Origin of the sequence: Jannaschia faecimaris, assembly GCF_900107415.1 — a bacterium.
Taxonomy (GTDB): domain Bacteria; phylum Pseudomonadota; class Alphaproteobacteria; order Rhodobacterales; family Rhodobacteraceae; genus Jannaschia; species Jannaschia faecimaris.
This window is the reverse complement of the sequence record NZ_FNPX01000048.1, coordinates 1-1,072: the sequence shown is the minus strand read 5'-3', so window position 1 is coordinate 1,072 and position 1,072 is coordinate 1. Positions and strand designations below refer to the sequence as shown.

Sequence of the window (1,072 nt, the reverse complement as noted above, 5' to 3'; positions counted from 1 at the left end):
TTCCGCACGAAAAAGGGGCGGCCCGCAGGCCGCCCCCTTTTAGCGATTCCGGATCAATTAATTGTTCGCGATGATCGCTTCAATCCGACCTTTCTGTTGAGTGTCACCCTCATCAGACTCCACAACAGCCTTAATCGCAGCAACTTGACCCAATGTCAGATCATCTAGAGCGTCTGTAGGAATACCCAGACGTTCGAAGTCGCTCATCAAGGCCGTTTGCAGCATGTCAAAGCCTTCGCCCATGGAGGGCGAATGGGCATCGGCAAAAGCCGATCCGGCGGTCAAGGCGGCAACGGTGGCGATAGTGGCTAAAGTGCGGTTCATGGTGTGCTCCTTACGGCAGTATCAAATCTTGAACTGCGGTGAATCGTGTTTTCCGCTGTGTTCGGTTATTCAACTCGAAGATTGGTGCTGAGTTCCACTTAAGCCGCAAAATCAGCGACTTTTCTCTCCCTTTCGTTGCCTCCATTCAATCTGGACAAGCGCTTATATGAGTTTTAAAATATTGATTTAATTACATTTATATTTGTGATTCTGAAATCATCTGAATTCTAGTTCAAGGTTGCAAAAGAGAAGAGCAGCTTCGACCCGATGAGTCCCAAACAATACGCATTGCGCAATCATCGAATCGTGTCGTCGTGTAAAATTCGGCGATCCAGGACAAACTGGGCTCGATCCGCGACTGTTTTTAGAGGCGTTGCTTTGGATTATGCGGACAAGTGCGCAGTGGTGAGAGCTGAATAGCCCCCAGTATTGTAGACGCTTTCTTCCCTAATTTTGAGGCAAGGAGGCCGTTATGGGGAAGCCAAATTTCAGTGAAGATTTTAAGCGTGATGCGGTGCATCAGGTTGCAGTGCGGGGGTACGCCGTTCGTGAGGTTTCAGAGCGCTTAGGCATCAGCACTTACTCGCTCTACAAATAGATGAAGTTGTATGCGAAAGCCGCGTCACAGGCATCATCTGTGGACCACGAAGCTGAGAACCGGAGGCTCAAGCGCGAGCTGGCGCGGATGACTGAGGGGCGCGATATCTTAAAAAAGGCAGCCGCGTACTTCGCCAAGGATGCAAGATGA

1 protein-coding gene and 1 pseudogene are annotated in these 1,072 nt (G+C 50.0%); one reads left to right on the top strand and one right to left on the bottom strand.

Going from position 1 to position 1,072, the window contains the following annotated elements:
* Positions 1-57: 57 nt before the first annotated feature.
* On the bottom strand, positions 58-324 hold the full coding sequence (locus tag BLV27_RS18955; protein WP_092648031.1) for a hypothetical protein: 267 nt from the start codon (positions 322-324) through the stop codon (positions 58-60).
* A 472-nt stretch (positions 325-796) separates the two neighbouring features.
* Between BLV27_RS18955 and BLV27_RS19640 the strand changes: the two are divergent.
* Positions 797-1,072, top strand: a pseudogene (locus BLV27_RS19640) (transposase); the annotation flags it as partial.

Coding starts and splice junctions, on each gene's coding strand:
- BLV27_RS18955 (WP_092648031.1), bottom strand. CDS start 324: ATGAACCGCACTTTAGCCACTATCGCCACCGTTGCCGCCTTGACCGCC.